Here is a 21,158-nt window from a genome sequence, read left to right on the forward strand (position 1 = left end):
CCCTCGCGGCGCAAGGGCGCGCTCCACACCGGCGATATTTAATTCGAAAGGCCACTTGCTGAGCAAAACCTTATTTAATATAAATTAAATCGCGCGGCGGTCCCAGATCATTTAATGGTTCCGAATATATAAATTCTCGTTCTCGCAGGCAATCGGACGGCTCCGACGTCCGAAACGCAACTGATGAAGCTTCAAAACATGCTGCACAATCCCAACGCGAGCACGGCTGCCTACCCCCCTCAGCAGGAGCAGGGTTGGGACCGGAACGGACCCGGGCCGTTTGACATGGCGCTGGGATTCCTGCGCCGGCACTATCTGGTGATTGCGATCACCACGGTGCTTTCGCTACTGGCAAGCTTCGCCCTGCTGAAAATCCTCCCGCCGACCTACTCGGCGGACGTCAAGATCATGCTGGGCACCTCCAAGGCCGCGGTCGTGCAGCCGCAACCTGCGGTTCAGGACGAGCCCCCGCTCGACATGGAGTCGCAGATCGAGATCCTGAAATCCAAGTCGATCGCGACCAGCGTCATCAACCAGTTGAACCTGGCCGACGACCCCGACTTCAACGGTAAAGGCAGCCCGCTGCACGGTGCGGTCAACGCGGTCCGCAGGCTCGTCGGTTTGGCGCCGGAGCCAAACGCGCCGTCCATGGACGATCTCCTCGACGAATTCCAGCGCCGGATGAACGCCTTCAGGATCGGCACCAGCTCGGTCGTCGAGGTCGATTTCAGCGCCAGCGATCCCCATCGGGCGGCGATGATCGCCAATGCCATCGCCAAGGAGTATTTCGATCAGCAGCTGAAGGCGGAGGCCAACGAGCAGCGCACCATCACGGCCTGGCTCCACGACCGCCTGCAGGACCTCGGCAACGACGCGACGACGGCCGAGCGCGCCGTCAACGAGCTGAAGAGCCGGTACAATATCGTTTCGGCAGACGGCAAGCTCATCGACCAGCAGCAGGTCACAGAACTCACCAACCGTCTGGTGGCGGCGCGCACCCATACCGCCTCGCTGATGACCCGGCTCAATCGGTTCGACGACATGCTCGCGACGAGCAATGCCGATATGCCGGTCGACCGCATTGCCGCCGTCTCCGACTTCTCCCCGGCGGAACTCAGCGGCAATCTCAATCCGCCGGACGGCCTCTCCTTGAGCAATTCCAACAGCACGACGATCATCAACAGCCTGCGTCAGCAATATCTCGATAACGCCAAGCGCGAGTACGAATATGCTGCGAAATATGGCAACGATCACGTCGCCGTCGTCAATATCCGTGCGACGATGAAGAGCATCCGTCAGGCCATGCTCGACGAGGTGCGGCGCCTTGCCGACGTCGCCAAGCATGACTATGCGGAGGCCAAGCAGCAGCAGCAGGAGATCGAGAGGCAGCTGGCGCAAGCCGTTGGCAAGTCGCAGGACACCAGGGCCGCGGAGGTCAGCATCCGCGAGCTGGAGACGAGCGCCAAGAGCTATCGTGCCCTCTACGACACCTTCCTTCAGCGCTACATGGGCTCGGTCCAGCAGGGCTCCTTCCCGATCGCCAAGGCGCGTGTGATCTCCGCCGCCACACCACCGAAGAAGAAGATCAAGCCGAAGTCCATCGTGCTGATGGCGATCGGCCTGTTCGGCGGCCTGGCGCTCGGGGGCGGCCTTGGCCTGCTCGCAGAGGCCAAGGACCGCAGCTTTCGAACGACCGACCAGGTCGAGGATCGCCTGCGCCTGCCCTGCCTCTCGGTCGTCCCTCTGCTCAAACGAGGAGAAGTCGACAAGTTTACCAAGAAAGCGACGGCCAACGCCGTTGCCAAGGTCGAACCGGACGGCAGCCAGCGAATGGTCTCGAGAGGCCCCGGGACCTGCTGGGCCGCATCCGCGATGCCCACTTCGCGCTTCGCCGAATCCATCCGCTCGTTGAAAGTCGCCATCGACCAGGACCCGAACCGGACGTCGCGGAAGGTCTTCGGACTGACGTCGGCCCTGCCGAACGAGGGCAAGTCGATCATCGCCGCGTCGCTGGCGCAGTTGATTGCCAATTCAGGCAAGCGGGTGATCGTGGTCGACTGCGACCTCAGGAATCCGTCGCTCTCCGCGATGCTCGCCCCCGATGCCGGGACCGGGATCGCCGACATCGTCTCGGGAGGGCGTCAGCTAGCGGACGCCGTCTGGACCGACCCGGTGACGCGCCTGGATTTTCTGCCCGGAATGGGCGCCGCACAGCGCGACACCAGCGATATCCTCGGCAACGAGCAGATGCGCAAGCTGTTCGAGCAGCTCCGCGAAGCCTATGACTACGTCATCGTCGATCTTCCGCCGCTCGCCCCCGTCGTCGATGCGCGGGCCATCTCGGCGCTGCTCGACAGCTTCGTCCTTGTCGTGGAATGGGGACGGACGCCCGCCGAGGTGGTCGAGCATGCGCTGAACACAGCGCCCAACGTCTACGATGCCCTGTTCGGCGTCGTGCTCAACAAGACCGACATGAAGGCGCTGAAGCGCTACGCCAATCACTTCGGCGACTACTACAACCATAAATACTATGCTCGTTACGGGAGCGTGATGGCCGAGTAGGTCCATCGGCGCGCGCCGGCCGGTGCGCGCCATGGACGGCAACCGATGACGGAGATCGATCGGCCGTCAGCGCTGGTGCTCGGCGCGAATGGATGGCTGGGCGATGCCGGCACGCTCCAGAGCGCTGCGAACGTAGATCCCTGAGAGATAGCCGACCTGGACTGCAACCAGACCGGCGCCGGCATAGAGCGCGGCCGGCAGCCCGCTGATGATCGACGCGGCGATGCACTCCATGAAGACGATCGCGGCAAGCGCCAGCAGCGTGCGCACCGTGAACATCGTCCCGGCAACCACTCCGGCTGCAAAATGAAGCGCTATCACCCACATCAGTTCATGCCTCCTCGGGCGTCTCGAGAGGCTAGCGGCCAATGGTTAGCGATGAGCTAAGCCGCCCGGGAGGATTCGAACAAGCGCATCGGAGCAACACTTTCAGGCGAAAGATGCGCCTACGGCCCGCTGAGCGGGTGCAGCATTGTCTGGCGGTTCTGCCAGTGCGCCCGGTAGAGCCAAAGCACCGCGGTCACCAGGACGACATCGAACAGACCCATCACGGTCTGGCCGTAAACCTGCGGGTGGACGCCGCCCAGGAGGAGCGCGAGTTTTACCGATTGCCGCACCACCTCCGACCCGAGGAACGCGATCAGCGAGTTCTGGCCGACGTTGAGGATGAGCGCGACTGCCGGCGATCGCCGGGTGCGCGCGTACACCGCCCACAGCAGCGCCAACAGCAGCGGCAATGTCCAAAGCAGGTTGAGGAGCTTGTCGAACCGATAGGGGTATTTTTCGCCGTTGCTGGGAAAGCCGAGGCTGTAATCGAGCAGCAGCCCGAAGATGAAGATCCCCGCCAGCGCCGTGTAGAACGCGGGTCCGATCAGACGGTTGGACCGATGGAGATCTCCGAGCCAGATACCGACCACGAAGAACATCTGCGCCTGGAGCGAGAACAGCAGCAGAATGACGGCCGGATTCTCGAGCTCGGCGGCCGTGCTCGTGTTGCTGAACCAGGTGCACGCCACGAAGATCGCAGCCGACAACGCGAGCACCTGGAGCCTGCCGCGCTTGAACACCGGCAGGATCACCGGCAGCAGCAGGAACATCAGCCCGTAGAACTTGAGGATCGTGATGGCGGTCGGCTCGGACTGAAACGTCAGCACGTCGAGAATCGCCTGCCCCACCGGCTCTCGCTTCTTCCCCAGAACAGCCATGCCGACCGCGACCGGCACCGAGATGACGAAATAGGCGGCGAGCACCTTCAAGCCGCGGGCGACGAGCTCTCCGTGTCTCTCCTTGTGCAGATAGACGTACCCGACCATGAACCCCGAGATCACGACGAACAGCTCGGCGAAGGGATTGAATTTCGTGAACAGATCGACGGAGTCCGGAAAGACGTTGGCCGTGTGATGATAGAACACGAACAGCATCGCGCAGCTTCGATAGAAGTCGATCAGAAGCTCGCGCCTCTTCTGGCCTGCTGCGCTCACCGCTCAATCCCCGAACACACGTCGCTCGATGGGCGACAGTCAGCCGACGGGCGCCGGTCGGACTGACGGCCCGGGCAATCCTTCGCAACGCGGGCAAGCGTCGCGGCGGCGATCATCGAACCACCGACTGCTGAAGCCGTGATGCCACCGATGACAGGCCTCCCCCTCTCATTGCCGGTCCAGACCGCCGAAGCGGAAGATGCGGGCCATCAGCGGCGAAACGCCCACGAAGGTTGCGGTACAGCCCTGGGCTTCCAACTGCTTCCTCAGCATCAGCAGCAATCCAAGGAAGCGCGCATCGATGGCGCAGACGTTGGAGAAATCGACCGCGACGGGCTTACGGGACGCCGTCGCGGCGCGGAAAACCGGAATGGCCCGGTCGACGTGGCGCGAGTCGGCGGGCCCCGACAGGCTGAGCGTGACCGCGCGTGTCCCATAGTCCTGCGTGATGGTCAGCGCCTCACCCCGCTCATGCGTGCGGCGCATCCACCAGGTCCACACCACGAACGGCAACACGTGGGTGAGCATGAGGCCGAGCATCGCCGTGCCGTCGTTCCAGTAGCGGCGCCAGAGATAGGGCTCCTCCTTGATGCGCCACAGCCACTCGAAGCCTGATCGGCGCAGGAACGCCGGTGCTCGCTTCACGGTGCCGGCCTGGAAGTTGAGCGCGGCGCCGAGGTGGGCGCGAACTGGAATCTCGAGGCGCTCATGGTTGCGCTGCAGCCATGATTGTCCCTTCACGCTGCTGAGCGAGGCAACCAGGAAGTCCGCCCCGCTGGAATTGATCTCGTCGATGATGTGATCCCGGCTCAGCTCCTCGGCCGACAAATAACCGGGGTTCGACCAGCCCACGCACTGCAATCCCGCCGACTGACCGTTCAGCGTCCGGGCGGCCCGTTCGGCGGCCCCCTCCGGGCCACCGAAAAGAAAGAGCTTCAGCGCGCTTGCCGGCGCGGCCTCCGACTTCAGCGCGTCGAAGATGTCCGCGCCGGCCGTCCGGCTCTTGATCGGAATCCCGAGCAGCCTGGCGATCCAGACCACCGGCATGCCGTCCACCGTGCAGAGATCGCTCAGGATCAGCGACTCCCTGAAACTCCTGTTCGACTGGCTGGCGACAAGGAAGTTGAGATTGGGGGTCGAAATGAGAAGCCGCGTTCTTTGTTGAGCAGCATCGCGGATGCGGCGCAGCACGCCGCGCATGTTGATGGCATCGACCGGTATTCCGAGGACGCAATAGACGTCGCGCGCGAGGTCGTCGGGAATTGCGGCGTCGGCCGGGGCGACAGCATCGACCTCCGGCCGATCGCGACCCGCCCCGGAGCGCCCCACGCGATAAAGGGAGGATCCCGGCTCCTGCAATTCATGCGTGGTCAGCATCAACCGCTCTCCCTCAATCTGCCCCGCCGCACGAGGATGCCGGGCCGCGGACCCTTGCCGCACCTCCCCGACCGAAAAACGTGCGACCTAAAAGCCACTATTTAATTTTAAATCACATGATTTATTTAATACGATTTATTTGTGAATGCCAGAGCAGATTTGCGGCGCGTCCGCAGCGATACCTTCCGAGCACGCGTCGAAGGTTCTTTTATTTAATTTCATCTCTGGATAATATCATGGACGGTATTCCCGGCGGCTGCCGGGGGCCGTCCCGTTCGAATATCCGAGTGAGATTGATGCCGAGAATTGCAGCGAGCACGTCGATGTCGGCCGGGCCGCAGGCCTCCGCGGGGACGTTCGACGTCTGCGCGCTGATTCCGGTCCTCGCCTTCGCCTACTCGTCGCTCATTCAGCCGCTGATCTATTTCAGCTTCCCGCCATCGCCCGGACTCCAGGGCTTGCTCGAGAGCAGGGTCGAGAACCGGGTCTTCTGGCCTGTTCTCGCGGCCGTCGCCATCATCGTTACGATGCAACGCCTCGCCCGCGGCGAGCGGTTTGCCGTTCCGCCCAACATCATCAGTCTCTGCGCCTATTTTGGATTGGCTGGCGCCAGCATTGCGTGGGCATTCAAACCCGAATTCGCCTTCGTCCGTTTCGTCCAGGAAGCGATGGTCCTCACCGCCATCGTGCTGCCCGCCCTGCTATCGAGGCCGAGCGCCGACATCCTGCGCGGCATGTTCCTCTGCTTTGCAGCGGGGGCGATCCTCAATGTTCTGCTGATCCCCGGCGGCTACGCGACCTACGCGCAGTACGGCAACGCGCTGGTCGACATCGGTTATCAGGGCTACTTCTCGGGCAAGAACCTGCTGGGCGAGTTTGCTGCCATCGCCTTCCTGCTGTCGGTTCACGAGCTGCTCTATCCCGGCACGCGCCGCGCGCTTGGGATCGTCGTCGCCGCCGCTGCCGTCGTCCTGATCTTCTTGTCCAGTTCGAAGACCGCGCTCGGCCTCGCTCTGGTCGCCCCGATCCTGGCCGTCCTGACGCTGGCGCTTGCGAGAACGCTGCGGGTTGCACCGCTTCTGATCCTGATGGCGATCATCCTCGGCTACTTCGTGGTCGGCGAGCTCGCGGGCTTCACGACCGGCCGCATCGCCTATCTGCTGACGGGTGATTCCAGCTTCACCGGCCGGACGACCATATGGGCCTTCTCGAATCTGGAGATCGCGAAGCGGCCGCTCCTGGGATGGGGCTATCAGAGCTTCTGGCTGGTCGGCGCCGACGCACCAAGCATCACCGATGCGCCCGGCTGGGTGAAGGCCATGCCGAACTCCCACAACGGCTACTACGATGCGATGCTGGAGCTGGGCTATGTGGGCTTTGCCTTTCTCCTCGTCTTTCTGGCGGCCACCGTTCACGTCATCGGCCGCGTGATGAAGCACGACTACAAGCGGGCGTGGATCCTGCTGTCCGTCGCGCTGTTCGTCATGCTCTACAACCTGCTCGAAACCCTGTGGCTGCGCGCGTTCGACGTGACCTGGGTGGTGTTCGTGCTCGTCACGGTCGAGGCCGCGCGATACTGGCGGAGGTCACAACAGAGCATGCCCGCCGCTCAGCCGGCGAACAGGCGGCCGGCTCGTTGGAGCCGTACACGGCCGGCTTGGCGCCCGCGGCTCGGCGTCCGCACCTGACGGAAACCCGTTGGACGTCTCACGCCGGCTCTATTGCGTTGATCCCGGCGCGGCCGCGAATGGCGCGCCCGCCTCGAATCTCGCCTTGGCCGGCAACGTATGCAGCTTGGTATCGCTGGTCGGGTCCACCCAGGGCCACGGATGATCGCCGAAAAAGCCGGGTTTGGCTCTGAGATACAGCGACGCCGGCAGCGGCTGCGCCGCGAGAGCGTCGGTCCAGACCACCTTGCCGGTGAGATAGTCGAAATTGCCGCCGCGGATCACCGTGGCCAGCGTCTTCGGATCGGGCGCCATGGTCCATCGCTCCGGGTCGTAGCCAAGCATCCAGACGTTGCCGACACCGCCCTGCCCCCAGGCGGCCGTGCCGGCCCGCATCGATGGATCGTCGTACACCCAACCGCTCATGCGTCCCGGCTGGCCCAGCACATTGCCGGCGAACGAATCCCACCACGAGCCGTAGGCGAGACCCACGGCCCGGATGCCCGAGCGATCGACGAAGCGCTGGCGCTGGCCGGTGAGATGGTTGCGGAAAAAAGTGAGATAGATCGCGTTGCCGTGCGTGTAGTCGCTGTCGGCATTGTGGGACAGATTGCCTTCGAACAGGACGTGATGCGCGCCGGCCATGTGCGAGGCGTTGATGCCGACCTCGACCCAGCCGGGATTGTCGAAATCGAACGAGTCGTCGGCATAATTATAGCCGACGACGCTGCCGGCGCCCGACGACCGAAACACCATGTTCTTGCAGACATCGACCAGGATGTTGTTCTCGATCAGGACCTCCGAGGAGCCCGCCGCCAGGCTGATCGCGTAGCCCGCCCCGCCCGGCTGCGGCCACGAGCCGGCGTGAATGTAGGAGTCGCGGAGCTCGATCCGGAACGAATTGTTGATCGCCACGCCCTCGCCGAGCCATTGTGTCACCTCGACGGATCTGGCCCAGGAATAAGCGGCGGCTTCGAACCGCAACGCGCCGTCCGCCCCGCCGATGATGCTCAGATCTTCGACACCCACCCTGGCAACGTGGATGTCGCGATTATTGGCGGCGTGGCGACCGCTGTTCGGGTCGGTGCTGTAGGGCGTGAGCTGCGCCTGGTGATCCCTGCGATAGCTGATCGTGAGCGGCGAGGTGAATGTCACCGTGCTGCCGGTGACCGAGGCGATCTCCTTGATCTCGGCGGTCGCCCGGTCGGTCCGGGCGAACCACGACATCGACTTCGGCAGCACACCGGGGGTCTGGTCATATGGACCTCCGGCATTCGCGCCGGCATTGTCGTCCCCCGGCTGAACCGGATCGTGCATGTTCCAGGCGACCCGATCACCTTGCCAGACCTTCGCTCCCGCCGGAAAGCCGGCCGGTGTCGCCTGCCACGATGCGCCTGAGACCTCGTCGAGCAGAACGAAATCCCCCGGCTTCAGGTTCGTGGTGTTGGCGAGGGTCACGGTCGACGTTCCCTGAACGCCGTCGGCCAGCAGGTCCTGCGACGCGCTGCTGTCGGGGCCATTGTTCCAGCGCGAAGGTCCGACGATGATGATCGGCTTGGGATCATAGCTGTACGTGCTCGGATCGACCGGCGTCAGGATTCCCTTGGTGCCGGCAATCACGGCCGACGTTCGTGCCCGTGCACCGTTGCTTTTCACCAGCCTGGTCACACCCGCGCCCGCGCCGCGCAGCGTCACCGGCCGGCTGATCAGGAGCGGCTCGTTGACGATAAACGTCCCGGAGCCGAGCATCACCACCTGGCCGGCGGGCGCGGCGGTCAGGGCGGCCTGGATCGCGCCGCTGTCGTCTCTCCCGCTCGGAGACAGCGCGCGATAAATGATGGTGCGGTTCGGAATACCGCCGGCTGACATCAGCCCGGGATTCCAGGCTGCGAGACGCTCCACCGGCAGCAGATTGCCGGCCAGTGACGGCCCGGCGGACGCGGTCGGCTCGGCGGCTGCGGCAATGCCGCGGACAGACAGCAGGGCAAGCGCCGCCGTGAGCAGCGCCCGGATGCAGGCGGCGTCGATCCGGCGCGTCCCACGCGCGACCGGCCGGGCCGAAGCCTGGGTGCAGCCGGGGATCACGGGGCCGATGCCATCCATGTTAACCTCTCGCAGGACCGGTCACAGCGAACGAGGGCGCCGATTTAAAAACACCATGACTTTGACACGCGCCCTGACATAATATTAATTCACGATTTAATTTATTGAAAGGCGGCCGGCGACGCCCCTGCTCGGCAGAGATTCGTCGCAATCTTCCGCCTTCGGCAAGGGATTTGATACGTGACGCCATCGCGCCGCTACCTGCTCATCTCGCCCTGCCGGGACGAGGCCCAATACCTCCGCCGGACTCTCGACAGCGTCGCTGCGCAATCGGTGCCGCCGGCGCTGTGGATCGTGGTGGACGACGGATCGACCGATGACACCCCGGCCATTCTCGACGAGTACGCCCAGCGCCTGCCCTATCTGCGCGTGATCCGCCGCGCCGATCGTGGCGGACGCAAGGTCGGGCCCGGCGTGATCGAGGCGTTCTATGCCGGGCTGGAGAGCGTGCGGCTGGAGGATTTCGACTATCTCTGCAAGCTCGACATGGACCTCGATCTGCCCGCGCGCTACTTCGAGCTGCTGATGGAGCGGATGGAAAGCGATCCGCGGGTCGGGACCACCTCGGGCAAGCCGTGGTTCGTCCATCCCCAGACCGGCGCGCTCGAGCCGGAGGTCTGCGGCGACGAGATGTCGGTCGGGATGACCAAGTTCTACCGCGTCGCCTGCTTCCAGGAGATCGGCGGTTTCGTGCGCCAGGTGATGTGGGACGGCATCGACTGCCACCGCTGCCGCATGCTCGGCTGGATCGCCGAGAGCATCGACAGCGAAGCGCTGCGCTTCATCCATCTGCGGCCGCAGGGCGCCAGTCACAAGGGCATCTGGACCGGGCGGCTGCGCAAGGGTTTTGGCCAGTACTTCATGGGAACGTCGCCGCTGTATCAGTTCGCGGTGGCGGTCTATCACCTGCCGGCCTATCCCGCCCTGATCGGCAGCACCGCGATGCTGTGGGGCTATTTCCGGAGCTGGCTGACGGGCCTGCCGCGCTACGACGATCTCGAATTCCGCCGCTTCCTCCGCGCCTACCAGCACGCCTGCCTGCGCCTCGGCAAGCGCGCCGCCACGGCCCGGATCAACGCGGAGCGGGCCCAGCTCTGGCGGGCCAGCCACGCCGCGGCCGACACGCGATGACGCTCGGCGGCCGATCGCCGCGGCACTGACACGACGATTACGAAGCTACGTGTTTCTCCGACTCCGTCTGGACAGCATGGCCAAGATTCTCGAGCTCAGCCGCCTTCGTGCCGCGTCCGCTCTACCGCCGATGACGGCGCCCGGCGACGGGACGACCGCGCCAGCGGCATCACGCGGAACGAACATCAAGGGCAGTGCATCCACGCTTATTCCATCACTCGACGGCATCCGCGCGCTCTCGGTGCTGATCGTGGTGCTGGGCCATTCCGGACTTCAGGCCATCGTCCCCGGCGGCTTCGGCGTCACCATCTTCTTCTTCCTCAGCGGCTTCCTGATCTCCACGCTTATGCTGGCCGAGCATGAGCGAACCGGGGGGCTCGACGTTCCCAGTTTCTATGCGCGGCGCGTGTTCCGGCTGATGCCGCCTCTGCTGCTGTCCCTGGCGATCGCCTACGGCCTGACCGCCGCCGGCCTGCTGGACGGCGGAATGACCGTCAAGGGCCTGGCCGCCCAGGTGTTGTATTTCGCCAACTATTACGGCCTGTTCTTCGATCCCGGCAACACGGTGCCCGACGGCACCGGCATTCTCTGGTCGCTCGCGGTCGAAGAGCATTTCTACATCGTTTATCCCTTGCTGATGACGCTGCTGCTCGGATCGGCGCTGCGGCCGCGCACCATCGGCGCGCTGCTCGGGCTCGTCTGTCTCGGCGTCCTCGCCTGGCGCTTCCATCTCGTGCATGCGCCTGGGTTCTTCTCCGACCGCACCTATTACGCCTCGGACACCCGCATCGACTCGATCGCCTATGGCTGCATTCTGGCGCTGGTCATGAACCCGGTGCGGCAGCGCTCTGCCTCGGGGCGGATGTCGGCGGCCCAATGGGCGCTGCTGGCCGGCGCCGTCGCGGCGCTGCTGGTCTCGCTGGTCTACCGTGATCCGGTGTTCCGGGAGACCGCGCGCTACAGCCTTCAGGGCCTGGCGCTGATGCCGTTGTTCTATTTCGCGGTGCGTTTCGCCGACGCGCCGCTGTTTCGTGATCTCAACCGCTCCTGGGTGATGACGCTCGGCACCTATTCCTATGCGATCTATCTGATCCACAACGTCGTGATCCGAACGATCGACAAGAACCTGCCCGCGATCGCCGCCAAGCCGTACCTCCTGTTTCCGCTCGCGCTCCTGATCTCCGTCATCTACGCGGCGGCGATCGAGCGCTTCATCGAGCCGTATTTCAGGCAGCTCCGGCACAAGTTCAGGCCTGCGCCTGCTGCCGGAGCGGTGCATGACGCGTCCGGCGCAGACTGGCCGCTCGGCAACCGTCTCGCCGAGAGTCCGACGCCGCGCGCATCCTGAGCGGATCGGCCCACGTCACCGCTCGATCGGCTGCGGCACAAATGCGTCAAATTGTGCAATTTAAATAATTAGTCCCGCATTTAATACTGCGACCCGGGCGAATGAATACTTTCGGGGACGGGTGGATGCGGATCGCGCGCGCGGTTGCACGACGAATTCGGCGAAACACGCTCGGTCCCCTGCCGGACGATCCGGCGCTGCGCCCGTTGAAGTCCCCGCTCCAGATCAATCTCTCGGGTAAGGTCGCGCTGGTCACCGGAGCGGCCGGAGAGCTCGGCCGGCCGATCGCCCGGACGCTCGCGGCCTGTGGTGCGAAGGTCGCGATCCATTATCTGACGGCGCGGGCTGCCGCCGAAAGACTGTGCGAGGAGCTGAACGAGCTTCAGCCGCAACATGCCTGCACGATCTCGGGCGACGTCGCCGAGCTCGAGGACGTGCAGGCCATGCGCCGCGCCACCGAGCGCGCGCTCGGTCCTGTCGATATCGTCGTGAACAATGCGGTGACATGGTACGACGAACGTCCCGTGGTCGAGCAGACACCCGACCAGTTCGACAAGGTGTTCCGCTCTTCGGTCCTGCAGGCCTGGGCGACCGCGCGGGTGTTTTCCGGACCGATGATCGAGCGGAAATGGGGACGCCTCATCTCTCTCGGCACGGAGATGACGAGCCTGGCCCTGCACAACCGCGCGCCATACACGGCGGCCAAATGCGCCATGGACGGCATGCTCCGATCGCTGGCGCGGGAGCTCGGAGGGCATGGCATCACGGTGAATCAGGTCGCCCCGGGCTGGGTCATCTCCGACAGGGACCGCCGCGACCGCGACGAGGTGCAGCCGCTCTACGAGCGGTCAGTGCCGCTCGGGCGGCGTGGCTACGATCAGGACGTCGCCAACATGATCGCGTTTCTGGCCTCGGACCTCGCCGGCTTCGTGACCGGCGTTCGCGTGCCGGTGTGCGGCGGAATCGTCATGCCGGAAGCCTGACCACGCGCGCTTCGATGCAGCCAGCTCACCTGATGTCGATCGCGCCTCAGCGGAAGACGCGATGACGGTGGCACCAACGCACGAACACGTAGATCGACCAGACGCGCGACCAATAGATCCCCGGCGCGCCATCGAGGAAGGCGCGCCAGAGGCGCTCCACGGCCGCAGGCTCAAGCCCCACCGGCGCAATCGCCTGCGGGTCGCGCAGGGTCCGGTCCATCGCATCCTGCAGGCCGCGCCGTATCCAGCGATCGAGCGGCAACACGAAGCCGCTCTTCGGCCGGTCGAACAACGACGGATCGAGGCCACGCAGGCCGATCCGCCTGAGCATCGCCTTGCTTCGCAGCGGCGCGTAGCGCGTCGCATCGGGCAGCCGGTCGACGCTTTCGAACAGCACCTGATCGACCAGCGGCACCCGCTGCTCCAGCGAGGCCGCCATGCTCGCCACGTCATTGTCGCGCAGCAGGCGCTCGCCGAGAAACAGGCGCTGCTCCATGACGCTGATCGCCGACAGCGGGGTGCGCGCGCGGGTCTCCGCGGTGATCTTCGCTCTCATCGCGGCGGGCAGCCCATCGTTCAGCGTGTCGACGAGATCAGGCGCGAGCAGCTCGCGCTGAAAGCCGGGGAGGAACAGCGCATAGGCCATTTGGTACAGCGCCAGGAGATCGTCGCCGCACCGGACCATCTCCGGCAGCTTGGCCCAGCGCGTCTGCGGCGCCACCGTCCCGCGCGACGGCGACAGCATCTGCGCGGCCAGCTTCGCCGCAGCGGCTTTGACGCCGGCCGGCACCCAGGCGGTGCGCTCCGACCATCGCTGCAGGATGGGCAGGTCGCGAAATGACGTGTAGCCGCCGAACAGCTCGTCGCCGCCGGTCCCCGACAGCGCCACCGTGAAGCCTGCGCCGCGGATGGCGTGCGACATGAAGTAGGAGTTCAGGCCGTCGAAGGTCGGCTGGTCGAGGCTGTCGAGCGCGGCATCGAGGTTGTCGACGAAGTGCTGCTCCGTCAGCACCACCTCATGATGCTCGGTGCCGATGGCGGCAGCGATCTGTCGCGCGATCGGCCCCTCGTTCAGCTCCTGCTCCTCGAACGCCAGCGTGAAGGTGTGGATCGGGCTCCTGGCCGCACGCTGCGCCAGATTGGCCATGACCGAGGAATCGATGCCGCCCGAGAGAAACACCGCCAGCGGCACGTCGCTGGCGAGGTGCAGCCTCAGCCCCTCCTCGAGGATCTCGGCAAGCTGGTCCTCATCCATCGTCGGATCCGGAGCCCGCTCCGGGATCGACCAGAAATCCTCATCGCGGACGGTGTTGCCGACGCCGTCGAATGCGGTGAGATGGCCGGGAGGCAGCAGCTCGACGCCCTTCACCGCGGTACCGGGGCCGACCACGAAACCGTTCCAGACGCCGCTGGCGACGGCCTGCGGATCGAGCTGGGCGCTGCCCAGAAGGCCCGACGCCAGGAGAGCACGCAGCTCGGATGCGAAGGCGACCGACCACCCCGCGTCTGGGTTCGAGGCGCGGGCGACGTACAGCGGCTTGATGCCGAGCGGATCGCGCGCCAGCAGCAGCCGGCGCTGCTTCGGATCCCAGCAGGCGAACGCGAACATGCCGCGCAGCCACGCCACCGCCTCCGGCCCATGCAGGCCGAGCGCGCGCAGCATCACCGCGGTATCGCCCGTGGAGCTGAAATGCTGGCCGTCGGCGACCAGACGCTGCCGCAGGTCGGCGAAATTGTAGATCTCGCCGTTGAAGACGATGACGTGCCCGGTGACCGGGTCGATCATGGGCTGCACACCGGCCGGCGACAAATCGAGGATCGCGAGCCGGCGGTGCGCCAGCAGCGCGCCCCAGCCACGCTCGTCCGCGGGCGAGGTCCAAATTCCGCCGGCATCCGGACCGCGATGGAGCATGGCGTCGTTCATCCGCTGCAGCGCGGCGCGGTTGTCGTCGTCCACCCGTCCGATGATCCCAGCGATGCCACACATCAGAACAATCCGTTTGAGACGCGCGACGTCAAAATGACGGACGGCACGGAATGGCCTCGCCCGCGAGATCGCGGACTAACAGGGCACGGGCATCGCTGGACCATTGTCGGCCCTCAAATGGAAGCAGCCGTTCCGGACGACCAGGACGCCGGCGCTGGTGCCGACGCCGGCAGCGGACCGTAGGTTCGCGCCAGGCATTGTTCGTAGTCGAGCGGCGGCGTCCAGCCGAGCGTCTCCCTCAGCTTGCGATTGTCGAAGCGCAGCGGCTTGAGCATCGCATCGAATTTCTTGGGCGTCAGGATCGCCGGCACTTTCGTGGCCCGCCTGAACACGGTCGCAAACGCCAGCCGCACGACGCTGCTGGCCAGCCAATGAGGGATGGGCAACCGCAAGCCGCGCGCGCCGGTGCCGCGCATGTAGTCCGACAGATAGGACCAGACCCGCTCGCCGGAACCATCCACGACGTTCAGCGTCTGGCCGATCGCCCGCGAATCCCTGGCCGCCAGCGCGAAGACGTCGGCGCAGTTCTCGACATGGGTCATCGGGATGCGGGTCAGCGGCCCGATCACGACGTGGTGGCGTCCGATCTGCTGGCCGAGCGCGGCGAGATAGCCGTGGCCGCGACCCCAGATGAACCCGGGACGCAGCACGGTGAGATCCCAGCCATGCGTCTCGACGTAGCGGCGCGTCACCCGCTCCTGCCACCATTTGGCGACGGTGTATCCGCCACGGGTGTAGACGTCAGGTGTCTGCTGCAGCGGCGCGCGTTCGTCGAGGACATCGCGCGTCGCCGTGTAGTCGTAGACCGAGAAGCTGCTGCACAGCACGAGCCGGCGGCAGGCACTGCCCGCCATCGCCTCGAGCAGCCGCTCGGTTCCGCCCACGGTGCCGGCGAATTGCGCGTCCTCGCCGCCGGAGACCACGGCCGCCAGATGGATCAGCACGTCCACATTCTCGAACGCGCCGACAAGGTCGCGCGAGGTGCGCAGGTCCGCCCTGACGACGTCGACCGACGACGGCCAGCCGAGCGCATCGACGCGCGTCGCCGGGCGGACCATGGCACGAACCTCGATACCGCGGGCGAGCAGCGCATCGACGACATGCCGGCCGAGAAAACCGTTGGCGCCCGTGACCAGGGCTCTCATATCGCCAGCTCCCTCATGTCCGCCTGCTCGGTCGGCTTCATTGCCTCGACCATCCGATTGACCGCGAGGACGTCCTCGATCGTGATCGGCAGGGCCGTTCCCGCGCCGAGCGCCTGATAGGTGCGCGCCAGACACTCCCACAGCCCCTCATAGGCGCCCGGGCCCTTGAACTTGCGCAGCAGGGTCGAGAGCGCCGCGCGGCGGATGTCGCGGCCCTCCTCCAATCCGCTGAAGAACGGGCGCAGCGGCTTCGGCACGTTGCGCGGGCCATCGAAGGTCAACCGCGTTTCGAACAGATTGGCGGTCGCCTGCATCCGCTCGCCATAGACCCGCAGCCAGAACGCGTCGGGCTGAGCGCTGGCGCTGAAGCCGAGCGTCGCCGTGCCGCGCTCGGCTTCGACCACACAGCGAAACTCGTCGTACGGCAGCGGCGACGGCTTGCGCTTGCTCCAGACCGTCTCCGCCTTGCGGTGCGGGCCGACGAACGCATGTGACAGCGAGGCGAGATGCGGCAGGAAGTCGGCGATCGCGCCACCCGCCAATTTGAGCGCCGGATGCGGCGAGTTCGGATCGGCAAAGCCGTCGGGGCCGAAGATGTCGAGGCAGATCAGCACGTCGACATGGGTCACGGCGCCGAACTCGCCGGTCTCGATCCGGCGCAGGATGTCCTGCGGCGCCCGGTTGAAGACGTAGTTGTAGTCCTCGACGACGTGGCGGCCGGTCTGCTTGGCGCGCAACGTCAGCGTCTGCAGCTCGTCGAAGGTCGAGGTCGCGGGCTTCTCGACGATCACATGCGCGCCGGCCTCCAGCGCGTCCATCGCGAGCCGGAAATGCGAGGTCGGCGGCGTCGTCACATGCACCACATCGGGCCGCACGGTCTGCAGCATCGCGCGATGATCGGTGAACCAGGACGGGATCGCGTAGCGCTCGGCCGCGGCCTCCGCGGTCGCCGGCGACAGGTCGCAGATGCCGGCCAGTTGAACGCCCGGCAAGGTGTTGAGGCAGGCAAGATGCTGGCGGGCGATCTGCCCTGCCCCGATGAGCACGGCCTTCATCACGAACTTGCCTCCAGGATCTCGCAATAAAAGTCTTCCAGCGCCTGCGCCGCCGCGCTCCAGGCATACTTCTCGACCGCGACCTGCCGCGCCGAGCCGCCGATCCGCGCCGCGAGATCGGGCTCGGCGAGCAGCCCGCTGACCGCATCTGCAAAGGCATCCGGCTCGTCTGCGATGAGGATGTCACGCCCGGGCATGGCCTCGATGCCCTCGGCACCCAGGCTGGTCGAGACGATCGCCTTGCCCATCGCCATGGCCTCGACGATCTTGAGCCGCGTTCCGCCACCGAGACGGAGCGGGACGATCACCGCCGCCGCGGCGGCGAGGTGCGGCCGCAGGTCCGGCACGAAACCGGTCAGCTCGATCCGCGGCCCGGCCAGTGCCGTCAACGCCTGCGGCGGCCGGCCGCCGATGATCTTGCAGCGCGCATCCGGGTGCCGCGCGGCGATGCGGGGCCAGATGTCCTGCACGAAATGCGTGACCGCATCGATGTTGGGCACCGTCGACAGCAGGCCGAAATAGACCAGCGTACGGCCGTCGGGCGCGGGATCTGTACCGCGCGGCTGATAGAAGTCGACATCGGCGGCATTGGGGATGACCGCCGTGCGGGCGTTCGGAATGTCGTCATGCAGACGCTTCTCATCGTCCGTGCTGCAGAGATAGACGCCGTCAGCTTGGCGATAGGCTGCGATCTCCTCGCGGCGCAGCTTGCGCCAGTTCGCGCCGGCATAGAGCCGGCGGCCCAGGCTCGCCCCCGTGGCCGCGAACTGCCGCGCCAGATCGTAGGCGATCTCATGCGAGTCCACGATCAGCCGCGGCGGCGTTGCGCCTGCCGGCGCCTGACGGAACAGGCAGTGACCGAGATAGGGAAATTCGAGATTGACGATGTCGAACCGCGTGGACCGCAGCACCCGATCCAGCACCCGCTGCAATTCCGGCAGGGCCACGCGCAACCGGTCGAAGCTCCGCACCGAGACCAGCGAGCGCAGCTGCAGCAGCCGCTTCGCGAGACCGTCACGGCCGTAGGGGTTCGGCACCAGCACCACGTCGCGGCAATAGGACTGCATGGCCAGCCGGCACTCGTCGATGTCGAAGGCGTCATCGACCAGCATCACCGCCGTGAGGTCGTGGCGGCGCGCGAGCTGGGTCATCAGCCCGTGCATGCGCGCCTGTGCCCCGAACCGCGGCGGGCTCGCCGGCATATGCGAGACGCAGAGGATGCTGAGCCGCCGTCGGTCGGCGAAACCGGCCACCGACCATTCGGGATCGCGCTGCGCCGGCGGCGCAGGCTCGACCTCCATCACATCCAAGCCTTGGTGGTTGTCGCGGGCCATGACCATTTAAAGCATTTAAATCACGGGATATTTTATATGTGGCATTTAACGATTGCGATAGTTAATCGCGACGTGCGGTGCTGTCCGAGGCCCCTTCGTTCCATCTCAGCGCCTGCCGGCGAAATCATGGATGATCGTACCTGCGATCCTGAGCGGCTCGCGGACCCGGAACATTCCGACCACGATCGCGAGATAGAGACAGCCGCAGAAGCAGCCGGACAGAACCATGCGCACGAGCGCGGGATAGGCTCCGAGAAGCGTCGCTTGCATCCACCAGCCCGCAGCCGCAGTCGCAACGGCGCCGACGGTCTGCGGACCGACGGCCCCGATCACCAGTTCCGCACCGATCCCGATCGGACGTCCGGCATACATCACCGACGGCAACGCGATCAGCGAGTATCCGGCCACGACGCCCCAGGCGACGCCGACCGGCCCAAAGGGCAGCCCGGCCAGCACCGCAACGACCTGCGCAAAGAGAGAGATGATGCCCCAGGTCTGCCAGCGGTCCGCCCTCCCGAGCGACAGATGCAGCCAGCCCTGCGAGCCCTCGACGACGTGCGAAATGCCGCGCAGCGCAATGATGCTGAGCAGCCCTCCCGCAGCCTGCCACTTCTGCCCCAACAGCACGACGGTGAGGTCCTCCGCGGTGACGGAGAGGATCGCCGCCGCCGGCATCAGGAAGAACGCCAGCATCGAGAGTGCCACCTCGTACTTCTGCCGAAGCGCAGCCGGATTCGCCTGCAGCTTGCTCAGCGCCGAGCTTCCCACCGCATGCGTCTGATTGAGCGCCGCATAGATCGAGTTGTCGTACAGGTTCATCGCATTCTGGTAGTAGCCGACCTGATCGGGCCGGTAGAGCAGCCCGAGCGCGATCCGGTCCACCGCCCGCGACAAGGTATAGGCCACGGTGAAGCCGACCACGTGCAGCCCGAACCGGACCATCGACCTCACCTCAGCATCGAAAACGGGGACGCCGGGCCTCCAGCGACAGGCCGACCACGCGGCGACCACGACGCAAATCGATGTCACGACGGGACGAATGACCAGCGCCCAATAGCCGTAGCCCTCGAACGCCATGGCGACGGCGGCAACCGTCCCTGCCAGCGTGCCGAACAACTGGATCCGGCCGATGCGACCGAACTGCAGCGTGCGCCGGAGCAGCGCCATATGCTGGTTGGTCAGCCCGGACAGCACGAAGGTGATCGCGACGCAAAGCGCGATCGGCTCCAGTCGCGGATCACCGTAGACCCAGGCAATCAGCGGACTGGATGCCGCGACGACGATCGCCACCGCAACGCCGATGCCGGTGCTGACCCAGAACAGGCCGCTGACCTGGGCCGGCGTGATCCTGCTGCGCTGAGCGGTGGCATCGAGCAGGCCGAAGTCGATCAGCAGCGGCGCGAAGCTCGTCAGCACGGTGACGATGGCGACGAGCCCGAAATCCTCCGGCGCGAGCAGCCGGGCCAGGACGATGGCCGCTCCGATCTGGAGCACGGCATTGCCGTATTGGATGACGATGGAAATCAGGCCGCCGCGCAACGCACGGCGTCCGAGATCGCTCGATTCCCGATGTTCCTCGAAGTAAGCGGCGACGGCTTCCGACATCTCCGTTCAATCGCTTTCAATCATCGTAACCAACCTTTCGATTCCCAGTCACGGCCAAACAGATCCGTCCAGGGCAATGAAAATCCGATCGTCGAAAATGCAGCCGGTATAAAATAGCTCGCGGAGGCCGCTGGAGCGATGACGCCACTTTGTGGCGGAGAAAAGGATTGAAACGTCACTGCGCCAACAATACCGGCTTGCGATTTAATTCCTGCTCGCGAGCCATCCCCGAGCCAGCCGCCATCTCCGCCAGCCTCTTCAGCCGATCCTTGCGGGCAGCGAGGCCCGGCATCGGCTGCAGACCCGTGGCCTCCAGGATCGTCTCCCACCGATACACCCAGTCGTGCCGCATCAGGGTCTGGGCCATGCCGGTTCGCCGCATCCGGTCCTGGCGGACCGGATCGCCGTCCAGCTCCCTGATGACCCGGTCGATGTCGGGCGATGTGTGCGACACGTCGATCATCACCTCGGGCCAATCGAACAGCCGCGGAAACAGGTCATTGTCGGGACGCTCGCCGAGCATGATGGCGCCCGCCGCCGCGCCCTCGAAATACCGGTAGCCGAACTCGACTTGCCGCCCGGTCTCCTGCGGCTCGTCGAACTTGCCGGGATTGACCAGAAAATACCTGCTTCTCTTGGCGAGGTTTGCCATCTGCGTCCGGTGCTCCCGGAGGTCGATGGCCTGGCTGCCGCCGATCGTGTCGTGGAGATAGAACAGGCCGCTCTGCTGCGCCATCGCGAGCAGCGACTGGTGGGTGACACGGGAGCGACGCCCCATGCTGAAGACGTCGATGACCCTCTCGGGCGGATCGGGATAGGGACAAAAGCGGATCGCGTCGATGGCGAGCGGAAGATGCACGCAAGCCTTGCCGATCTCCTCGCCGAGCGGCTTCACCGTGCCGATCTGGAACGGCATCACGACATCGAACTTGGCGAGGATCTTCAGGAAATGCCGGTGCTTGGCGATCTCCTTGATCCAGAGCTCGTCCAGCAGACACACCGAGGTCCCGCACGCACCTCTCAGATCCTCGATCGCGTCGAACATGATCAGGTCCTGCGGGAACCCGCAGATCGCGAACAGAACGTCGTATTGCTGCTGCGGCTTGATCCGCGTGAGCCCGGGATTCAGCAGCACGGGCGCGTGGTAGCCCAGCCGGGTCGCGAAGCTCGCCCGTCGGCTCGACGGGTCGAGTTCGGGCGCGAACAGCTCGGCGGAATCGACCTCGCAGATGATGTCCTCGAACTCGACATGGGGACCGCGGTTGAGGGCTTTGCCGAAGATGTTTCGGAGTGAGAAGACGGCGATACGGGGCTTGCCCGGCTGCGAACTCATGACGCCTCACTCTGGTGTTGTTGGACCACTTGCACGGTGCTGTACGA

The 21,158-nt window shown here is 65.5% G+C and carries 15 protein-coding genes; 5 read left to right on the forward strand and 10 right to left on the reverse strand.

Annotated elements, in window-relative coordinates:
• Positions 1-198: 198 nt before the first annotated feature.
• Entirely contained in the window at positions 199-2,562 is a 2,364-nt protein-coding gene (locus tag QX128_RS16110; protein ID WP_410053157.1) for a polysaccharide biosynthesis tyrosine autokinase, read from the forward strand.
• A 66-nt stretch (positions 2,563-2,628) separates the two neighbouring features.
• Here the strand turns inward: QX128_RS16110 and QX128_RS16115 are convergent, their stop codons facing one another.
• The 3 genes from QX128_RS16115 to QX128_RS16125 form a co-directional block, all read right to left on the reverse strand.
• On the reverse strand, positions 2,629-2,889 hold the full coding sequence (locus QX128_RS16115; RefSeq protein ID WP_316180516.1) for a hypothetical protein: 261 nt from the start codon (positions 2,887-2,889) through the stop codon (positions 2,629-2,631).
• A gap of 119 nt (positions 2,890-3,008) precedes the next feature.
• Complete coding sequence (gene opgC / locus QX128_RS16120) at positions 3,009-4,043, reverse strand: OpgC domain-containing protein (RefSeq protein ID WP_316237928.1); 1,035 nt, start codon at positions 4,041-4,043, stop codon at positions 3,009-3,011.
• Positions 4,044-4,211: 168 nt separating this feature from the next.
• On the reverse strand, positions 4,212-5,243 hold the full coding sequence (locus QX128_RS16125) for a WecB/TagA/CpsF family glycosyltransferase (RefSeq protein ID WP_316237929.1): 1,032 nt from the start codon (positions 5,241-5,243) through the stop codon (positions 4,212-4,214).
• A gap of 473 nt (positions 5,244-5,716) precedes the next feature.
• On the opposite strand from QX128_RS16125, the gene QX128_RS16130 reads away from it, so the two are divergent.
• The gene (locus QX128_RS16130) at positions 5,717-7,108 is read left to right on the forward strand and encodes an O-antigen ligase family protein (RefSeq protein WP_316180513.1); all 1,392 of its coding nucleotides are present in this window, start codon (positions 5,717-5,719) and stop codon (positions 7,106-7,108) included.
• Between the two features lie 30 nt (positions 7,109-7,138).
• Here QX128_RS16130 and QX128_RS16135 read toward each other — a convergent pair whose 3' ends face one another.
• Complete coding sequence (locus QX128_RS16135) at positions 7,139-9,190, reverse strand: glycosyl hydrolase family 28-related protein (RefSeq protein WP_316237930.1); 2,052 nt, start codon at positions 9,188-9,190, stop codon at positions 7,139-7,141.
• Between the two features lie 180 nt (positions 9,191-9,370).
• On the opposite strand from QX128_RS16135, the gene QX128_RS16140 reads away from it, so the two are divergent.
• From QX128_RS16140 to QX128_RS16150, 3 genes are all read left to right on the forward strand, one after another.
• A complete protein-coding gene (locus QX128_RS16140; RefSeq protein WP_315802920.1) occupies positions 9,371-10,321 on the forward strand; it encodes a glycosyltransferase in 951 nt (316 codons plus the stop codon).
• Between the two features lie 76 nt (positions 10,322-10,397).
• A complete protein-coding gene (locus tag QX128_RS16145; RefSeq protein WP_316180510.1) occupies positions 10,398-11,669 on the forward strand; it encodes an acyltransferase in 1,272 nt (423 codons plus the stop codon).
• Positions 11,670-11,875: 206 nt separating this feature from the next.
• A complete protein-coding gene (locus QX128_RS16150; protein WP_315802918.1) occupies positions 11,876-12,652 on the forward strand; it encodes an SDR family NAD(P)-dependent oxidoreductase in 777 nt (258 codons plus the stop codon).
• Between the two features lie 46 nt (positions 12,653-12,698).
• On the opposite strand, the gene asnB is transcribed toward QX128_RS16150, so the two are convergent.
• The 6 genes from asnB to QX128_RS16180 form a co-directional block, all read right to left on the reverse strand.
• Positions 12,699-14,639, reverse strand: coding sequence for an asparagine synthase (glutamine-hydrolyzing) (asnB, locus tag QX128_RS16155; RefSeq protein ID WP_316237931.1), 1,941 nt, complete (start codon positions 14,637-14,639; stop codon positions 12,699-12,701).
• A gap of 113 nt (positions 14,640-14,752) precedes the next feature.
• Positions 14,753-15,784: an NAD(P)-dependent oxidoreductase gene (locus tag QX128_RS16160; protein ID WP_316237932.1), complete on the reverse strand. Its 1,032-nt coding sequence runs from the start codon at positions 15,782-15,784 to the stop codon at positions 14,753-14,755.
• Positions 15,781-16,839, reverse strand: coding sequence for a Gfo/Idh/MocA family oxidoreductase (locus QX128_RS16165; RefSeq protein WP_316237933.1), 1,059 nt, complete (start codon positions 16,837-16,839; stop codon positions 15,781-15,783). Before QX128_RS16165 ends, QX128_RS16160 begins: the two co-directional genes overlap by 4 nt.
• Complete coding sequence (locus tag QX128_RS16170) at positions 16,839-18,140, reverse strand: glycosyltransferase family 4 protein (RefSeq protein ID WP_316216141.1); 1,302 nt, start codon at positions 18,138-18,140, stop codon at positions 16,839-16,841. The genes QX128_RS16165 and QX128_RS16170 overlap by 1 nt, the downstream gene beginning before the upstream one ends.
• A 138-nt stretch (positions 18,141-18,278) precedes the next feature.
• A complete protein-coding gene (locus QX128_RS16175; protein ID WP_316237934.1) occupies positions 18,279-19,778 on the reverse strand; it encodes a lipopolysaccharide biosynthesis protein in 1,500 nt (499 codons plus the stop codon).
• Positions 19,779-19,953: 175 nt separating this feature from the next.
• Entirely contained in the window at positions 19,954-21,111 is a 1,158-nt protein-coding gene (locus QX128_RS16180) for a glycosyltransferase (RefSeq protein WP_316237935.1), read from the reverse strand.
• Positions 21,112-21,158 lie beyond the last annotated feature (47 nt).

Origin of the sequence: Bradyrhizobium sp. SZCCHNR1015 (assembly GCF_032489875.1) — a bacterium.
Classification (GTDB): Bacteria; Pseudomonadota; Alphaproteobacteria; order Rhizobiales; family Xanthobacteraceae; genus Bradyrhizobium.

Coding starts and splice junctions, on each gene's coding strand:
- asnB (WP_316237931.1), bottom strand. CDS start 14,639: ATGTGTGGCATCGCTGGGATCATCGGACGGGTGGACGACGACAACCGC.
- QX128_RS16180 (WP_316237935.1), bottom strand. CDS start 21,111: ATGAGTTCGCAGCCGGGCAAGCCCCGTATCGCCGTCTTCTCACTCCGA.
- QX128_RS16170 (WP_316216141.1), bottom strand. CDS start 18,140: ATGGAGGTCGAGCCTGCGCCGCCGGCGCAGCGCGATCCCGAATGGTCG.
- QX128_RS16145 (WP_316180510.1), top strand. CDS start 10,398: ATGGCCAAGATTCTCGAGCTCAGCCGCCTTCGTGCCGCGTCCGCTCTA.
- QX128_RS16160 (WP_316237932.1), bottom strand. CDS start 15,784: ATGAGAGCCCTGGTCACGGGCGCCAACGGTTTTCTCGGCCGGCATGTC.
- QX128_RS16135 (WP_316237930.1), bottom strand. CDS start 9,190: ATGGATGGCATCGGCCCCGTGATCCCCGGCTGCACCCAGGCTTCGGCC.
- QX128_RS16130 (WP_316180513.1), top strand. CDS start 5,717: ATGCCGAGAATTGCAGCGAGCACGTCGATGTCGGCCGGGCCGCAGGCC.
- QX128_RS16125 (WP_316237929.1), bottom strand. CDS start 5,243: ATGCGCGGCGTGCTGCGCCGCATCCGCGATGCTGCTCAACAAAGAACG.
- QX128_RS16115 (WP_316180516.1), bottom strand. CDS start 2,889: ATGTGGGTGATAGCGCTTCATTTTGCAGCCGGAGTGGTTGCCGGGACG.
- QX128_RS16165 (WP_316237933.1), bottom strand. CDS start 16,839: ATGAAGGCCGTGCTCATCGGGGCAGGGCAGATCGCCCGCCAGCATCTT.
- QX128_RS16175 (WP_316237934.1), bottom strand. CDS start 19,778: ATGTCGGAAGCCGTCGCCGCTTACTTCGAGGAACATCGGGAATCGAGC.
- QX128_RS16110 (WP_410053157.1), top strand. CDS start 199: ATGCTGCACAATCCCAACGCGAGCACGGCTGCCTACCCCCCTCAGCAG.